At 35.4% G+C, this 16,211-nt stretch carries 12 protein-coding genes and 1 pseudogene; 9 read left to right on the top strand and 4 right to left on the bottom strand.

The genetic code is table 11. The annotated features are described in order from the left end of the window. Nucleotides 1–342: 342 nt before the first annotated feature. Nucleotides 343–2,922, top strand: a complete 2,580-nt coding sequence (locus tag AC0NJG_RS19150; protein WP_087951491.1) for an S-layer homology domain-containing protein — start codon at nt 343–345, stop codon at nt 2,920–2,922. Nucleotides 2,923–3,018: 96 nt separating this feature from the next. Here AC0NJG_RS19150 and patB1 read toward each other — a convergent pair whose 3' ends face one another. Beyond that, nucleotides 3,019–4,209, bottom strand: a complete 1,191-nt coding sequence (gene patB1 / locus AC0NJG_RS19145) for a secondary cell wall polysaccharide O-acetyltransferase PatB1 (protein ID WP_143880844.1) — start codon at nt 4,207–4,209, stop codon at nt 3,019–3,021. Nucleotides 4,210–4,233: 24 nt separating this feature from the next. Further along, a complete protein-coding gene (locus AC0NJG_RS19140; RefSeq protein ID WP_000232141.1) occupies nt 4,234–5,649 on the bottom strand; it encodes an MBOAT family O-acyltransferase in 1,416 nt (471 codons plus the stop codon). A 226-nt stretch (nt 5,650–5,875) separates the two neighbouring features. Here AC0NJG_RS19140 and AC0NJG_RS19135 point away from each other — a divergent pair, with 226 nt between their 5' ends. After that, on the top strand, nt 5,876–7,333 hold the full coding sequence (locus tag AC0NJG_RS19135) for an MBOAT family O-acyltransferase (protein WP_087951493.1): 1,458 nt from the start codon (nt 5,876–5,878) through the stop codon (nt 7,331–7,333). Nucleotides 7,334–7,342: 9 nt separating this feature from the next. Beyond that, the gene (locus tag AC0NJG_RS19130) at nt 7,343–8,374 is read left to right on the top strand and encodes a hypothetical protein (protein ID WP_087951494.1); all 1,032 of its coding nucleotides are present in this window, start codon (nt 7,343–7,345) and stop codon (nt 8,372–8,374) included. 142 nt (nt 8,375–8,516) lie between these two features. Here the strand turns inward: AC0NJG_RS19130 and AC0NJG_RS19125 are convergent, their stop codons facing one another. Continuing rightward, nucleotides 8,517–9,911, bottom strand: coding sequence for an O-antigen ligase family protein (locus AC0NJG_RS19125; RefSeq protein WP_087951495.1), 1,395 nt, complete (start codon nt 9,909–9,911; stop codon nt 8,517–8,519). 309 nt (nt 9,912–10,220) lie between these two features. Here AC0NJG_RS19125 and AC0NJG_RS19120 point away from each other — a divergent pair, with 309 nt between their 5' ends. From AC0NJG_RS19120 to AC0NJG_RS19110, 3 genes and pseudogenes are all read left to right on the top strand, one after another. Further along, entirely contained in the window at nt 10,221–11,009 is a 789-nt protein-coding gene (locus tag AC0NJG_RS19120; protein WP_087951496.1) for an enoyl-CoA hydratase, read from the top strand. Between the two features lie 101 nt (nt 11,010–11,110). Further along, a pseudogene (locus AC0NJG_RS19115) lies at nt 11,111–11,421 on the top strand (hypothetical protein). 17 nt (nt 11,422–11,438) lie between these two features. Then, nucleotides 11,439–11,765 carry a nucleoside triphosphate pyrophosphohydrolase gene (locus AC0NJG_RS19110; RefSeq protein WP_001277353.1) on the top strand — a complete coding sequence of 109 codons (327 nt, stop codon included), beginning with the start codon at nt 11,439–11,441 and terminating at the stop codon, nt 11,763–11,765. A 21-nt stretch (nt 11,766–11,786) separates the two neighbouring features. Here AC0NJG_RS19110 and AC0NJG_RS19105 read toward each other — a convergent pair whose 3' ends face one another. Further along, the gene (locus AC0NJG_RS19105) at nt 11,787–11,966 is read right to left on the bottom strand and encodes a hypothetical protein (protein ID WP_001027103.1); all 180 of its coding nucleotides are present in this window, start codon (nt 11,964–11,966) and stop codon (nt 11,787–11,789) included. 126 nt (nt 11,967–12,092) lie between these two features. On the opposite strand from AC0NJG_RS19105, the gene AC0NJG_RS19100 reads away from it, so the two are divergent. The 3 genes from AC0NJG_RS19100 (at nt 12,093) to AC0NJG_RS19090 (ending at nt 16,066) form a co-directional block, all read left to right on the top strand. After that, nucleotides 12,093–13,142 carry a M42 family metallopeptidase gene (locus AC0NJG_RS19100; RefSeq protein ID WP_143880846.1) on the top strand — a complete coding sequence of 350 codons (1,050 nt, stop codon included), beginning with the start codon at nt 12,093–12,095 and terminating at the stop codon, nt 13,140–13,142. 240 nt (nt 13,143–13,382) lie between these two features. Then, nucleotides 13,383–14,972, top strand: coding sequence for an N-acetylmuramoyl-L-alanine amidase (locus tag AC0NJG_RS19095; RefSeq protein ID WP_474063303.1), 1,590 nt, complete (start codon nt 13,383–13,385; stop codon nt 14,970–14,972). Between the two features lie 140 nt (nt 14,973–15,112). Beyond that, the gene (locus AC0NJG_RS19090; protein WP_001059321.1) at nt 15,113–16,066 is read left to right on the top strand and encodes a TRM11 family SAM-dependent methyltransferase; all 954 of its coding nucleotides are present in this window, start codon (nt 15,113–15,115) and stop codon (nt 16,064–16,066) included. Nucleotides 16,067–16,211: the final 145 nt, after the last annotated feature.

Genomic DNA, 16,211 nt, shown 5'->3' with positions numbered 1-16,211 from the left:
AGTGGTTTATAGGAAAACAGTTTATTCATTTCTATATTTAAGTATTATCGATATCTTAATAGCGCGATAAAAAGACCGAATTATCAGAATGTGTCGAATCTTCTTTTGAGAAAGTTCTTGATAACGAATGGTTTTGTATAGTATGATGAACTTGTTTCAGAAAATGGTATTTAAACCTTATATTTACATTTAACGGTTTGTATCATTTTTTATGTGAACTACTTTTCATTATAGTTTTTTTGTTTATGTTTTTATTGTTTTATGGCTTTTCTAACTAGCTAGTTTTCAAATTTAATATGATGTGAAACTAGTAGCATATTCCTGAAGGAGGAAATTTATAAAATGGCAAAGACTAACTCTTACAAAAAAGTAATCGCAGGTACAATGACAGCAGCAATGGTAGCAGGTGTTGTATCTCCAGTAGCAGCAGCAGGTAAATCATTCCCAGACGTTCCAGCTGGACATTGGGCAGAAGATTCTATTAACTACTTAGTAGATAAAGGTGCAATTGTAGGTAAGCCAGACGGTACATATGGTCCAACCGAATCAATCGATCGTGCTTCGGCAGCTGTAATCTTCACTAAAATTTTAAACTTACCAGTTGATGAAAATGCTCAACCTTCTTTCAAAGATGCTAAAAATACATGGGCTGCTAAATATATCGCAGCAGTTGAAAAAGCTGGTATCGTTAAAGGTGACGGCAAAGAAAACTTCTATCCAGAAGGAAAGATTGACCGTGCTTCATTTGCTTCTATGTTAGTAAGTGCTTATAACTTAAAAGATAAAGTTAATGGCGAGTTAGTTACAACATTTGATGATTTAAGAAAACATTGGGGTGAAGAAAAAGCTAACATCCTAATTAACCTTGGAATCTCTGTAGGTACTGGTACGAAATGGGAGCCAAATAAAACTGTAACTCGTGCAGAAGCAGCTCAATTTATCGCATTAACAGATAAAAAGTATGGTAAAAAAGATAATGCACAAGCATATGTAACAGATGTGAAAATTTCTGAACCAGCGAAATTAACATTAACAGGTACTGGTTTAGATAAACTTTCTGCTGATGATGTAACTCTTGAAGGAGATAAAGCTGTTGCGATTGAAGCAAGCGCTGATGGTACTTCTGCTGTAGTAACACTTGGTGGCAAAGTAGCTCCTAATAAAGACTTAAGCATTAAAGTTAAAAATCAATCATTCGTAGCGAAATTCGTATACGAAGTGAAAAAATTAGCTGTAGAAAAACTTACATTTGATGATGATCGTGCTGGTCAAGCAATTGTCTTCAAATTAAACGACGAAAAAGGTAACGCTGATGTTGAGTACTTAAACTTAGCAAACCATGACGTCAAATTTGTAGCAAATAACTTAGACGGTTCACCAGCAAACATTTTTGAGGGTGGAAAGTCAACTTCTTCTACAGGTAAACTTGGTGTTGGCCTTTCTCACGGTGATTACAAAGTAGAGGTTCAAGTTACAAAACGCGGTGGTTTAACTGTTTCCAACACTGGTATTATTTCAGTGAAAAACCTTGATACACCAGCTTCTGCAATTAAGAGTACTGTATTTGCGGTAGATGCAGATAAAAATGGTGTAGTATACGGTAATACATTGACTGGAAAAGACTTCAAACTAAACAGCCAAACGTTAGTGGTTGGTGAGAAAGCACAAATCCATAACGTAGTTGCTACAATTGCTGGAGAAGATAAAGTAGTTGATCCAAACTCAATTAGCATTAAATCTTCAAACAGCGGTATTATCTCTGTAGTAAACAACTACATTACAGCTGAAGCTGCTGGTGAAGCTACACTTACTATTAAAGTAGGCGACGTTACAAAAGACGTTAAATTCAAAGTAACGACTGGTTCTCGTGCGTTAAAATCAGTAAAAGCTAATCCAGATAAATTACAAGTTGTTCAAAACAAAGAGTTACCTGTTACATTTGTAACAACTGACCAATATGGCGATCCATTTGGTGCTAACTCAGCTGCAATTAAAGAAGTTCTTCCGAAAACAGGTGTAGTGAAAACTTTAGATGTAACAACAACTGATGCTGGCTCAATCGGTACAAAAACAATTGGTGTTACAGGTAATGAAGTAGGCGAAGGTACGGTTCACTTCCAAAATGCTAACGGTGAAACTCTAGGTTCATTATATGTGAACGTAACAGAAGGTAACGTTGCATTCAAAAACTTCGAACTTGTATCTAAAGTAGGTAAATACGGTGAATCACCTGATTCAAAACTTGACTTAAATGTGGCTAACACAGTTGAGTATCAATTATCTAAGTACACTTCAGATCGCGTATATTCTGATCCTGAAAACTTAGAAGGTTATGAAGTTGAGTCTAAAAATCCAGCAGTAGCTACAGCTGAAATTGTTGGAAATAAAGTTGTTGTTAAAGGTTTAAAACCAGGTAAAGTTGATATCCACTTAACGAAAAATGGTGCAACTGCTGGTAAAGCGACATTAGAAATCGTTCAAGAGAAAATCGCTATTAAATCTGTAGACTTCAAACCAGTTCAAACAGAAAACTTCGTTGAGAAGAAAATTAACATCGGTACTGTATTAGAACTTGAGAAGAGTAACCTTGATGATATCGTAAAAGGTATTAACTTAACAAAAGAAACACAACATAAAGTACGTGTTGTGAAATCTGGCAAAGATAAAGGAACTCTTTACCTTGATACAAATGGTAATGCTCATTATGATATCTTTGACCAAAAACTTGGTGATGTAACAGTAACAGCATCAAGTGATTCAGTATTCAACAACTTTAAAGCAGATATTTATGATGCTTTAACTACTAAGTACACTGACAAAGGTACATTAGTATTCAAAGTATTAGAAGATAAGAAAGTTGTAACAAGTGAAATTGGTTCACAAGCTGTACAAGTGAACGTTCTTAACAACCCAAATCTATAAGTTGATTATAGATAAAGTAAAAAATCAGTGGGGATTCATCCCCGCTGATTTTTTTAATAGAAAGAAGGCTCTTGTAAATTTACAAGAGCCTTCTTTCTATTTCTTAAATTTAAACATATCCCCACTCAAATTCGAATCACTATACACAAACAATACTATGTTAATATTGTTGTCTTGAATGTATTGATATACGTCTTTTTCGTGATAGTGACGTAGGTCGAGGATAGATGTGTGTTTGAAACTTTGTGCTAAGTGTGGCACGATTGCGTTTGCGAATGAGTCTTTTAGGACTAAGGCGCGTACTTCATTTTGTGCGTTGTTATTTTCGATGACGATTTCTGGATAGTCATCCGTGTAATAACCTGCGTATGATGTTGTATCTTTTTGTTTTTCTACGCCGTATATTTCATCTAAGTTTTGGTGAATAGTACCTTGCACATCTTTTGCGGTTACGCTTGTGAAGTTGAAACCGTCTTTCGGTGTGTAGTAGCACAATTTTTCACCCGTTGCATCGATGAGTTGGTATAGTTGGTTGTTAAAACTACCGACTAAATGTTTATTTTGCGCACATGTCCGAGTGTAGTCTTCTTTTTTTATTTCTTTTCCTTTATATATAGAAGATTGTTGCCCGATTGTGTTCATTATATATTGGTAACCTAAGAAGGCACCGTCCATATTCCAATGATGATCTGTTTTGAAATACATGTCTTGTATTTCTTCGTTTGTATAGTTCTGTTTAAAGTGTTCCATCAGTTTTATTGGCTTTACGTCTGCTGGAAGCTTCTTTAGAAAGTAATTTAAATTTTCCTGTGCATATGTGTGAATATGAGAAGGTAATTTAAATGATAATGCATTCGTTTTTGACGGTGGTAAAGCAAAGTAAAACTCAACGTTTTGTTCTTTTAAAAACTGAGACAAATCGTTTATAGCGGGCATGGATTGGTCAATTTCATTATATTTTTTTGTCCATGCCGGGTTTTTCAGGAGCCATTTATCATCAGTTAAAATAATGTCGTTAATGAGAGATTTGCCCATATTAATTTGAGCAATCGTATAGTTTTTAATAAGCTCATCTCGTCCAATTAGTTGATCATTTGTGTATGTTTCGAAATCTTTAAAGAAGCTACCAGTTAGGAGAGCTTCTTTCGTAAGTGCTGGTTTTTGAGCGAGCGGCCGATTTTCAACTGGTGAAATGTCTCGGTCTGTTTTGAGTAACGATAATATGCCAAATGAAAAGATAATGGTGAGAAAACCGATAAACAGGATGAGGTTCCCCAATTTTTTCATAATAACGTTTCCTTCCTACATAAGTTAAAACCTGAAATAAATAAATGGATTATATGTTGAGTTAATCAAGTACATAACCGAAATCATAAATAATGTTAGTAATAATATAGGACGTACAAATTGCATTGTGAACATATACGTTTTTGGCGCAAGTTCTAGTATATTTTTCATTCTTTTTAAAATTGGTGTCGCTGCGATAAAGGCAATGAGAAATACGATAATGTATTCATGTACGTATAACATCGTATTGTCATCGATGAAAGATTGGCCGCTTATGCCGAACATCGCTTTTAAATATTGGAACGAGTAAGCGAAGTTGTCAGCTCGGAAGAAGACCCAACCGATCATAACGATTAGTAATACGTATGCATGTTGCAGCGGCTTCCATAGTTTGTTTAATATTTTTTCGAATCCAGCTTTTTCAATTGAAATAATAAAGCCGTAATATAAGCCCCAGGCGATAAATGTCCAGCTTGCCCCGTGCCATAAACCAGTTAACCCCCATACGATGAAGAGGTTACGATAATTCGCTAGTTTTGAAACGCGGTTTCCGCCGAGCGGGATATATATGTAATCGCGGAACCAAGAGCCGAGTGTAATATGCCATCTTCTCCAAAACTCTGAAATAGATTTAGAGATGTACGGATAGTTGAAGTTTTTCGGGAAATCAAATCCGAACATTTTTCCAAGTCCGATTGCCATATCAGAGTACCCTGAGAAATCAAAATAAATTTGCAGGGTATAGGCGATAATACCAATCCATGCCGTTCCAACACTCATTTCAGATGGTGGTAAGGCAAAGATTTTATCAGCGACGAATCCAACTTGGTTAGCGATTAATATCTTTTTTGCTAGTCCGAGAACGAAAATTTGAATACCTTCTGTGAATCGTTCAAAAGAATGGATGCGCGTTTTAATTTGCTCAGCGACGATATTGTAACGAACAATTGGTCCGGCAATAAGCTGAGGGAAAATAGAGATATATAGCGCTAAGTTAAGTGGATTTTTTTGAACATCCCCATCTTTACGGTATATATCGATGACATAGGACATCGCTTGGAATGTATAAAATGAAATTCCAATTGGTAGTGGAATAGGTTCCACATGAATAGATAAGTGCAAGACGTTGTTTAAAATGTCTGTGAAAAATGAAATATACTTAAAATAAGAAAGTAATAGTATATTTCCGACCACAGCCATAATTAAAAATGTGACTTTCATATTTTTTCGTTTATCATAATGATGCACGAGTAGGCCGAAGCAGTAGTTTAATACGATGGAAAAGAGCATTAAAAGAACGAAACGTGGTTCGCCCCATGCATAGAAAATTAAACTAAATGCAAGTAATACGAAATTACGTAGCTCGGCACGCACTATAAAATAGAGAAATAATACGAGAGGTAAAAAGATAAATAAGAAAATCGAACTACTAAATACCAAAGGACTCTCCTCACTTTTTCGAAATACATTTCGTACAAAAAAACCGACATATCTATTATATATTCTTTTTTATAATAGCGCCTTTAATATTTTAGCATGTTAATAATTCGATTAAAATAATTATCCTATATAATAGAAGGAAAGCGGTATGGAATCCTTTTGACACCCACTATCTGGATAAGATAAGATGAATAAGGTGTGATTTGTTTAGAAGGGAAGAGATGGTGTGTTATTTAACTCGTTTGAGTTTATTTTTTTATTTTTACCGATAGCATTTCTTTTATATTTTTTATTAAATAAATTTGGACAAACTACTTTAGCGAAAGCTTGGCTTGTGGCAGCATCTTTATTTTTCTATAGTTATTGGAACATAAAGTATTTGCCGCTTATGTTAGTATCGCTCATTGTGAACTACTTTATCGGAATGAGGCTCGTGAAGCATAAGAGTAAATTTCTTTTAACAGTAGGCTTACTATTTAATATCGGAATGCTTAGTTATTTCAAGTACTATGATTTCTTTTTGCAAAATGTAAATTCGTTATTTGGAACTCATTTTACATTATTATCATTAACGTTACCGCTTGCGATTAGTTTCTATACATTCCAAAAGATTGCGTTTTTAGTAGATACATATCGCGGGGAAACGGAGGCATGTCATTTTCTTGATTACGCTCTGTTTGTAACATTTTTCCCGCAACTTATTGCAGGACCAATTGTACACCATGCGCAAATTATGCCGCAGTTTGCGGATCGTAGTAAAAAGCGTTGGCAATCAAATTATATCGTTCTCGGTATTTTTGTATTTGCCATCGGTATTTTCAAGAAAGTAGGGATTGCAGACGTTTTATCTCCTGTCGTACGGGAAGGGTTTGATGTACAGCAGTCGCTAACTTTTGTTGAAGCGTGGCTTTCATCATTAGCGTTTACATTTCAGTTATACTTTGATTTCAGTGGATATAGCGATATGGCAATTGGAATTGCGTTAATGTTCAACATTAAATTGCCTCAAAACTTTAACTCACCTTATAAAGCGGTGAGTATACAAGACTTTTGGCATCGTTGGCATATGACATTAAGCCAGTTTTTAACGAAATATGTGTATATTTCTCTTGGAGGAAATCGAAAAGGTATTACGCGTACATACGTCAATATTATGATTGTCTTCTTAATAAGTGGACTTTGGCATGGGGCTGGTTGGACATTTATTTTCTGGGGATTTCTGCACGGATTAGCTTCTGTCGTTCATCGTTTGTGGAACAAAGCAGGAGGGCGCATGCCGGCTTGGGCGGGATGGCTCGTGACGTTTTTCTTCATTAATATAACGTGGGTATTCTTTAGAGCAACATCGATGCATGATGCGGTGAAAGTGTTAAAAGGAATGTTTGGATTTAATGGATTCGAACTAGCCAATAGCGTATTCCCGGTATTTATTATTGAGAAGCTACAATTTTTAAAAGGGTACGGTGTTTCATTTACTGAAGCATACCATGTTTCATTATTAAATACGGAAATAGTAGCGTATATTTTCGGAGCATTATGTATTAGTTTCTTCTTAAAAAATTCAATTCAGTTAAAAGACTCATTCCGTCCGACAGTATGGACGGCGTTATTTACTGCAATATTACTTGTGTATAGTGTATTGCATTTAACGAGTATTAGTGAGTTTTTATACTTTAATTTCTAGGTGGAGAATATGAAAAACAAACAGTGGCTTATTTTCGTTTTTGTATGTGTTTTTGTTCCACTTGCAGGTGTTGGAATATTTAATGGCTATGCAGATTCACTTTGGTTATTCTCTCATAAAAATAAGTGGAATGATGTTCAGTTTGGGTTTAATGAGAGACAACAAAAAACGAATTATATAACATATCGTCCGTTTACTTATGATGGCGTTATACTTGGAAGTAGTAGAACAACGTTTATCAATGAGAATGATTTTACTGGATTAAACGCATTTAATTATGCGGTAAGTAGTACAGATCCGCGTGAGTACGATGCGTACATTGAATATGCAAAAGAGAGAAAAGGTAGTGAATTATCTTCTATTGTGATTGGTTTAGATTTCCTTGGAACGAACAAAAATAGAGAAATCGGTTTTGAAAAGCCAGAAGTATATATTAATGAGGCGCAAAGCTTACTATATCCAATTAAATCGTATGTGAGTATGGATGGAATTACATATTCCCGAAATACAATTCAAAACTCCATTCATCACAATAAGACTATTGATGTATATAATCGCGATAACATAAAATCGATGCGTGAGTATACGAAAGAAGAGCGTGACACACAAATTGCCGCGCAAGTAGATAAATTTAGTAGAGAGATTTATGGCGGGAATTATGAGTATCAAAATATGAAGGAAATATTAGGAACTGTAAAATCTCATAATCCGAATACAAAGTTTTATATTTTTACAACTCCTGTTTCAGAGCCATTGTTCCGTGCGATGATTCAATCAGGACGTTGGGAAGATTATAAAAGGTGGCTCCATGATACTGTCGATGTATTTGGAGAAGTACATCATTTCATGTATTTAAATTCAGTAACAAAGAACTTAGATAACTATATGGATGGACATCATTTCAGACCAGAAGTCGGAAAGATAATTGCACATGAAGTTGTAAATGAAGAAGATCGTAATGTGCCGAAAGATTTCGGTATTGTTATTACGAAGGATAATATTGATGAGGTGCTGGAGCAGATTCATGCATCGTTTCAATAGAAAGAAATAGTTTTGTTTCAAAGGTCGAATCGTAATGTGATTCGATCTTTTTTTAGTAATCCACAAAAAATTTAATTAAGCGAGAAAAAGCAATTATGACTGGAGTAGAAAGAAGCAGCATCCAAATAGATGCTGCTTCTTTCTATTCTATTTCTAAATCAACAATTAAGTAGGCAAGTATAACAACGAAAAAAATGCTAACAGATGGCGCTGTTAATACGTGACCGGACATAAAGCCAATGCCAAGTGATAGGATGAGTGTACTAGCTAATAGCATATATTTTACAGTTATAATTTTCTTAAAGTTTGTAATCATACGGATGAATAGTTTAATACCGAAGTATAGAAGTGGTATTAAGTAAATAAGGAAACCGATAATTCCAAAGGCGAAAAATAGGTCATGGAAGTCCATTTCAATTAATTTAATTTTAACTGTGTAGTTACCAGCGTAACCCATTCCAAAAAGTTTTTGTGAGAGCGGTGCTTCTTTATAGTATTGTTTGTATACTTTTAAGAATTTGTCCCGATCACTATAAATTAAACTCTTCACTTCAGAGTCTGTTAGTTCACCTTTTGCGTGTTTTTTTGCATCCTCTAGATCTTCTTTAATTACTTTTCCTTCTTTTTTATCTTGTTCTTCTTGTACTGATTTTTTGTATTCGTATATTTGCATGTGGATTCCCATATTTTTTGCGATAGGAGTATGCGGTGTAAGAACAATTAAACCTCCTAGTACAACTGCTGCAACGATGGTGTTTACAAGATATGTGAATCCTTTTTTTTCTTTTTTACGGTTTATCATATATTCAATGAACGAGAAGAAAAGTGCTACGCCTAATGTTAGCACAATTGCACCATATCCAACTTTTGTTCCGACCATAATACTTGCATACATCGCAAGTATTGTTGGAATCCAGTAATATATTTTCGAGAAAGAAGTTGTTTTATAAATCGAATATAGGACAACGATTGGGAACATAATCGCGAAGAGAGCACTTAAATCATTTCCAGCAAAGAACCATCCTCTTGAACCAATTTTTGAGTGAGGATAGCTTGGGAAATCAGTGCCAGTTTGCATTGCGATAATCATTGTGATGCTTAAAATTAAAGTTGCATATAAGAAATATGTGATGATTTTATGAAACACATATTCTTTATTTTTTAGCTCTTTAAAGACGATAATATATCCAAACAGTAGCACAATTGGATATATGCTCTTTAAAATAAATTTAACTTCTTCTCCAAATGAAACTGGAGATTTAACCATCATATTGTTTACAAGACCGATTGCCAGTGCAATTCCGAGTAAACATAAATAGAGAATGTACTTTTTCGCGCCTTGTTGTTTATGATGAAGAAGTAGATAACCTAATGCAAGAAGCATAAAGGCGAAACGGACTACGATTCCGACTGTTGCGCTCATGTGTAATATATAGATTGAAAAAGACGTTAATAAATCTAAAATTGGTTGAAACACGATGAATAGCAGTAGGAAATGCGGGAAGTAGTTATCCGTCTGTTTTAACTTAGTAACCATATGTTCCTCCATTTCTTCATTCCTTTATTTCAGCACCCCTCTATATAATAGGAAGGGGAATGAATTTCTATATTTAATTTTTATATCAGACTTAAGAATACACCATTTCATTGTAATGGTAAATAGATGAAGAGCCGGGATAAACCGACTTTAATTTCTATATTTTTCAACGAAATTGTATGTTTTATGCAAGACGATATACAAATTACGAGATTATTAGACAGAAAATTAAGAAAAAAGAAGGGTTTTTCACATCCTTTCTATAATTATATAAGTATAATCTTTGTGTAGAAAAGAGGGGTATATATAATGGAAGTAACAAGTAAAACAGAATCTGTCATTGTGAAATATGAAGGGCACGTTGCAACGGTTATGGTCAATCGCCCAGAGGTGTTAAATGCATTAGATGAGCCAACGTTAAAAGAGCTATTACAAAAATTGAAAGAAGTAGCGGAGAGTTCTGCACACATTGTTGTGTTATGCGGGAACGGCCGTGGTTTTTCTGCGGGTGGAGATATTAAATCGATGCTTTCAAGTAATGATGAAAGCAAGTTTGATGGTATTATGAATACTATTTCTGAAGTCGTTGTGACTTTATATACGATGCCGAAGCTTGTTATTAGTGCGATTCATGGACCAACTGCTGGTCTTGGATTAAGTATTGCACTAACAGCTGACTATGTGATGGCAGATATATCATCCGTTATTGCGATGAACTTTATTGGAATCGCTTTAATTCCAGATGGTGGCGGCCATTTCTTCCTTCAAAAACGCGTCGGTGAAAATATGACGAAGCAAATTATTTGGGAAGGAAAGAAATTATCGGCGAGCGAAGCGCTTGAAATCGGTTTAATTGATGAAGTAATCGGCGAAGATTTCCAAACGGCTGTGAAGCAAAAAATTAGTGAATGGTCACAAAAGCCGATCAAAGCGATGATTCAAACGAAACAAATTTTATGTGAAGTAAACCGTTCTAATTTAGAACAAACGTTACAACTTGAAAAACGCGGCCAATATGCAATGAGACAAACAGCGGATCATAAAGAAGGCATTGCTGCATTTTTAGAAAAACGTTTGCCAGCATTTAAAGGAGAATAAAGTGTAGTGGCAGTTTTACTGCCGGTTAATTTAGGATAAAGGGGAGAAAGTGCTAACACATTTTAGTATAATTGTGTTAGCACTTTTTTTAGGAGTAATATATGAAGAAATTGATTGGTGTTATCGTTATTATTTTATTTACATGCATAGTACACCATCTCTTGCGGTACGGACTGCACTATTCTTTGAAGGGCATCCAATTGTTGCTTTCTCAGGTGAAGTGGAGAAAGAACGGGATGTGAAAAAAGAGGCGATTCCTGATGAGTACCAAACCTTATATGGAGAGAAGAAAGAAGAAACAGAGCATTATTTCTTTCCGGCAGTAAGGGCACATGGATCAGGAATTGATATGTTAAGTGCTTGTGTGAAAAAAGAGTGGTTATTTTATAAGGCAGAGCTCGGCTGCTATTAAACATAGGAGGATGAATGATGTCAGCATATAACAAGTTAGTAAGAGATCGTGTTCCAGAGAAGATTTTAATGTCTGGAAAAACATATACAGCACAAAAATTAACAGGACAAGCATACATACAAGCTTTAGCGAAAATTGGAACAGAAGAAATTCGTGAATTTGCTTCTATGAAAGAGCGTGAACATGCGCTTGATTCTCTTGCGGATGCACTGGAGGTAATCATATCATTAGCGCGTGCAGAAGGTGCAACAATTGAAGATGTAGAACGTCTTCGTAAGCAGAAAGAGATAGAGCGCGGTGGGTTTGAAAGAGGTATTTACTTGTTGGATGTTTCAGAAGAATAGATTTGTAGGGAAAGCATAGCGTTACTCATTAACGCTATGCTTTTTTGTTGCAATTAAGCTAATAATGAAGAAGATAGCTGTTAATACCCAGCCAGTTGTAATAGAAGTAGTAGTATGAACTGCATAAGAAACTTGTAAACAAAGTAATGATGCTAGAAACCAAATGAGTGCAATGTGTACATATTTTTTTGATATATTCATATTGTGTAACTCCTTTTATATACTAAAGTGAATTTTATTATAATTTAGAAAATTAAGCTATATGAGTAGAGGATTTATAGTAAATTCGGTATACTAAATAATAGGAAAAATGAGGAGGAAATGACAATGGCACATCATACGAAAGAAACGATGGAATTGATTAAGGAGCTTGTCTCTATTCCAAGTCCATCTGGAAATACAGAGAAAATTATTCGTTTTATTGAAACCTATGTAAGTGAGTGGAATGTAGAAACGAAGCGTAACAATAAAGGTGCTCTTATTTTAACGGTAAAAGGGAAAAATGATGCACAGCACCGTTTATTAACAGCACACGTTGATACGTTAGGTGCGATGGTAAAAGAAATTAAGCCAGATGGTCGTCTCAGTCTTTCTATGATTGGCGGATTTCGCTGGAACTCTGTAGAAGGGGAATATTGCGAAATTGAAACATCAAGTGGTAAGACGTATACAGGAACGATTTTAATGCATCAAACATCTGTACATGTATATAAAGATGCAGGTGAAGCGAAACGTGATGAGAAAAATATTGAGGTTCGTATTGATGAGCGCGTATTTTCAGCTGATAAAGTACGTGAATTAGGAATTGAAGTAGGAGACTTCGTTTCATTTGATCCACGCGTTCAAATTACAGAGAGTGGGTACATAAAATCACGTCATTTAGATGACAAAGTAAGTGTTGCGATCCTATTAAAATTAATTAAGAGATTACAAGACGAAAACGTAACATTACCATATACAACTCATTTCTTAATTTCTAACAATGAAGAGATTGGATACGGTGGTAACTCTAACATTCCAGAAGAAACAGTTGAATATTTAGCGGTTGATATGGGAGCGCTAGGTGATGGACAAGCATCTGACGAGTATACAGTATCTATTTGTGCAAAAGACTCTAGTGGTCCGTATCATTATGCACTACGTAAACATTTAGTAGAGCTTGCGAAAACGAACAATATTGAATATAAAGTAGACATTTATCCTTACTATGGATCGGATGCATCAGCTGCGATTCGGGCTGGATTTGATGTGAAACATGCATTAATTGGAGCGGGTATTGATTCTTCTCATGCATTTGAGCGTACACATGAAAGTTCGATTGCTCATACAGAAGCACTTGTTTATGCATATGTATTATCAGAGATGATTGCAGAATAAGAAAAGAAATAGGCTACCTCTAGTAGCCTATTTTTTGTTTGCAGAGAAATCGACTTTATTTAACAAAGAGTAAGTTAATTGTAATTTATTTTACAATATTAAGAAAGTAGGTTTACTACATAATTCGAGTATTATAAAATAATAGAGGCGCACTAATTTTTTTTGTTCGGATTTTTCGAGATTTATATATTAAGATTACGCGTTATTAAAAGATGATTGTCGAGAGGAGTATTATTTTTTATGAAGTATCGTGCAGTCGCGGCAGGTATTTTAGCCGCAAGTTTATTATCGTCTCCAGTAAGTAGTTTCGCAGCAGCGAAGAAGTTTTCTGATGTTCCTTCATGGGCGCAAGAATCAGTTGATTATTTAGTAGGAAAAAAGGCGCTTGATGGAAAGCCAGATGGAACGTTTTCTCCATCTGAAGCAGTAGATAAAGGGTCAGCTGCAAAAATTTTAGCAGTCGTTCTTGGTTTACCAATTGATCCAAAAGCAAAGCCATCTTTTAAAGATGCACAAAACCATTGGGCAGCTCCGTACATTGCTGCAGTGGAAAAAGCAGGTGTAATTAGTGGAGATGGTACTGGTAAATTTAATCCATCAAGCCAAATTAACCGTGCATCTATGGCATCTATGTTAGTACAAGCATACTCATTAGATAAGAAAATTATTGGAGAACTTCCAACACAGTTTAAAGATTTGGAACCCCATTGGGGTAAGAAACAAGCTAATATTTTAGTAGCTTTAGAGATTTCTAAAGGTACGGGAAATGGCTGGGAGCCTGAAGGAACTGTAACTCGTGCAGAAGCAGCTCAGTTTATTGCGATGGCTGATCAAAATAAAACAGATACATCAAAAAGAATGTATATGAACAGAAACTTTATTACATATCATCAACCATCATTATCATCTGGTATTACTGATGTTCAGCATAAGCCACAAATGGTTGTAGTGAAAGAACAAAGAGCAGACGGCTGGTTAAAAATTGTAACAAGTAAAGGTGAGAAGTGGACACCTCTAACAGAAAAAACAGAAACGATTAATGAAGGATTTACTACTTATGAAGCAGCTTCACATAGTTCTAAAGTGCTAGGTACATATAATGCACAAACAGTAACGGTTATGGAAGAGAGTGGAAGCTGGATTCGTATCCGCGTAGGCGCTGGTTTCCAATGGGTTGATAAAAATCAATTAAACCCAGTAAAACAAGAGAACTTCTTAGAAGGTAAAGCAATTATTATTGATCCAGGTCACGGTGGAATTGACTCGGGTAATGTTGGTTATTATGAGAAAGAAAGTGAAACTGTATTAGATGTATCATTACGATTAAAGAAAATATTTGAGCAAAAAGCACCATTTACTGTTATGTTCACTCGTACAGATAATACACGTCCAGGAGTAGACTCAACAGATTCATTGAAAAAACGAGTAGAGTTTGCACAGGAACATAATGGAGATATTTTTGTAAGTATTCATGCTAATGGCTCTCAATATAAAAATGGACAAGGTACAGAAACATTATATTATCAGTCAGCAAGAGCAAAAGTAACGAATCCGCATGTAGAAGACAGTAAGTTATTAGCACAAAAAATTCAAGATCGTCTTGTAGCAGCACTTGGAACAAAAGATCGTGGTATAAAACATCAGGACTTATACGTAACTAGAGAAAATACAATGCCAGCTGTATTAACAGAATTAGCATTTGTAGATAATAAAAGTGATGCAGATAAAATTGCTACACCAAAACAGAGACAAGCTGCAGCAGAAGCAATTTATCAAGGTATTTTAGACTATTACGAAGCAAAAGGTAATAACGTATCTTCTTTCCGTTAATAAATAAAAGAGATTGCCAATTGGCAGTCTCTTTTATTTATTAACGTTTCTCTTTATTTCAGGCATGTGATATCATTTAATTTTATACGAAAAGATATTGTAGTAATTGTAATTATAACGATATAGAGGATGATAATAGATTGAATAATCATAGTAAAACACCTGCATGTATATATACGTATGCATTTCGCGAGGAGGAGCGTGCTTTATGTTACTTGGAAATGCGCTCGTTCTTTGGAATGGAGTCTCACGTTAATATTTTAAAAAGTGATGTCAAAATTGACCCGAGTAGAAGTGCGTTTATGAAAGAGCGCGTTGAGGTTATGTATGAAGGGGACGACTTAGAAAGTATTTTGAAACAAGTAGAACAAATTGATTTGGCAGGGGCGACGTTCAAAGTTATCTTCGTTAAAATTAATGACCTTGTTGGAGAGAATAAAATTGAATATGGAGAAAGACGTCTGATAGAGCGAGACCTCGGCATGCATATTGAAGGAGAAGCGGATGTTCGTAATCCAGAGCGTGTATTCGGGATTGTTCCACTTGGAGGACGCTGGTACTTCGGGCACTATGTAGAAAGTGAACCAGTTTGGTATCACCACATAAAAAAACCGCATAGCTATTCGACATCTCTTAGCACACGCGTTGCGAGATCGGTTGCAAATATTGCGGTGCCAAATCCAGAGGGAGTACGAGCAATTGACCCATGCTGCGGCATTGGAACAGTAGTAGTAGAAGCACTTTCTATGGGGATTAACATCGTTGGTAGAGATATAAATCCACTTGTAGTTCTTGGAACGAGAAAGAACATAGCACATTTCGGGTTTGAAGGAACAGTAACAAAAGGCCCAATCGAGGAGATTACTGAGAACTACGACGTTGCAATTATCGATATGCCGTATGATTTATTTACTCACGCAACACCAGAAGATCAACTCTCCATTCTTTCAAGCGCGCGCCGCATTGCTAAAAAGGTAGTCGTTGTCACGATGGAAACAATGGACGACATGATCCATGAAGCAGGATTTGAAATTACAGATCGCTGCATTACAAGAAAAGGATCATTTACTAGACAAATTCTTGTTTGTGAATAAGAAAGGAAGGTCACCCGTTTGGGTGACCTTTTTTTGCTTTGTATGAATGTGTGATTGGTTGGTGGTGTAGATAGATGAATTGGCGGAATTTGTCGATAAGTCGATATTCCATGTCGAATCGTCGGTAAATTTAAAAAATCGCCGA

Source organism: Bacillus sp. SSR7 (assembly GCF_055902415.1).
The sequence above is the reverse complement of the archived record's forward strand: the minus strand, read 5'-3'. Positions and strand labels throughout refer to the sequence as shown.

What these genes read in the sequence shown, in the direction of transcription:
- AC0NJG_RS19120 (WP_087951496.1), top strand. Translation starts at nt 10,221, where the DNA reads ATGGAAGTAACAAGTAAAACAGAATCTGTCATTGTGAAATATGAAGGG.
- AC0NJG_RS19100 (WP_143880846.1), top strand. Translation starts at nt 12,093, where the DNA reads ATGGCACATCATACGAAAGAAACGATGGAATTGATTAAGGAGCTTGTC.
- AC0NJG_RS19130 (WP_087951494.1), top strand. Translation starts at nt 7,343, where the DNA reads ATGAAAAACAAACAGTGGCTTATTTTCGTTTTTGTATGTGTTTTTGTT.
- AC0NJG_RS19110 (WP_001277353.1), top strand. Translation starts at nt 11,439, where the DNA reads ATGTCAGCATATAACAAGTTAGTAAGAGATCGTGTTCCAGAGAAGATT.
- AC0NJG_RS19105 (WP_001027103.1), bottom strand. Translation starts at nt 11,966, where the DNA reads ATGAATATATCAAAAAAATATGTACACATTGCACTCATTTGGTTTCTA.
- AC0NJG_RS19095 (WP_474063303.1), top strand. Translation starts at nt 13,383, where the DNA reads ATGAAGTATCGTGCAGTCGCGGCAGGTATTTTAGCCGCAAGTTTATTA.
- AC0NJG_RS19150 (WP_087951491.1), top strand. Translation starts at nt 343, where the DNA reads ATGGCAAAGACTAACTCTTACAAAAAAGTAATCGCAGGTACAATGACA.
- AC0NJG_RS19125 (WP_087951495.1), bottom strand. Translation starts at nt 9,911, where the DNA reads ATGGTTACTAAGTTAAAACAGACGGATAACTACTTCCCGCATTTCCTA.
- patB1 (WP_143880844.1), bottom strand. Translation starts at nt 4,209, where the DNA reads ATGAAAAAATTGGGGAACCTCATCCTGTTTATCGGTTTTCTCACCATT.